General features: G+C 37.4%; 1 protein-coding gene. It reads right to left on the reverse strand.

Going from position 1 to position 671, the window contains the following annotated elements; translation table 11 throughout:
• A partial coding sequence (locus SMIDD26_RS08465) for an SHIRT domain-containing protein (RefSeq protein WP_246747004.1) occupies window positions 1-671 on the reverse strand: 671 nt, incomplete at both ends.

A 671-nucleotide genomic window follows, 5' to 3' on the forward strand; every position in this document is an offset into this window, starting at 1 on the left:
CCTTCTATTGCTTCTGGCAATGTCTTACCTGGTGTCCCACTTTCAAATTTATAGGTTACACCGTATTTTTTAGCCACGAATACCCATGTTCCTACAAACTCTACATCTGCTTTATTTACCTGTTTATTTTCAGCATCGTAGCTCTTGAATACCCATTTCCCATCGTTTTCTGCATCAACATACTCTGTTTTTGTTGGCTGAATTGTTGTTACATTTGATTTATCTACATAACGGTTTTGGTCTGTTGGTTTATAGCCTTCTATTGCTTCTGGCAATGTCTTACCTGGTGTCCCACTTTGGAATTTGTAGGTTACACCGTATTTATTAGCTTCGAATACCCATGTTCCTATAAACTCTACATCTGCTTTATTTACTTGTTTATTTTCAGCATCGTAACTCTTGAATACCCATTTACCATCATTTTCTGCATCTACGTACTCTGTTTTTGTCGGTTGAGTCGCATTTACATTTGATTTATCTACATAACGGTTTTGGTCGGTTGGTTTATAGCCTTCTATTGCTTCTGGCAATGTCTTACCTGGTGTCCCACTTTCAAATTTGTAGGTTACACCGTATTTATTAGCCACGAATACCCATGTTCCTACAAACTCTACATCTGCTTTATTTACTGCTTTATTTTCAGCATCGTAACTCTTGAATACCCATTTCCC

It is taken from the genome of Streptococcus mitis (genome assembly GCF_001579035.1).
Taxonomy (GTDB): Bacteria; Bacillota; Bacilli; order Lactobacillales; family Streptococcaceae; genus Streptococcus; species Streptococcus mitis_J.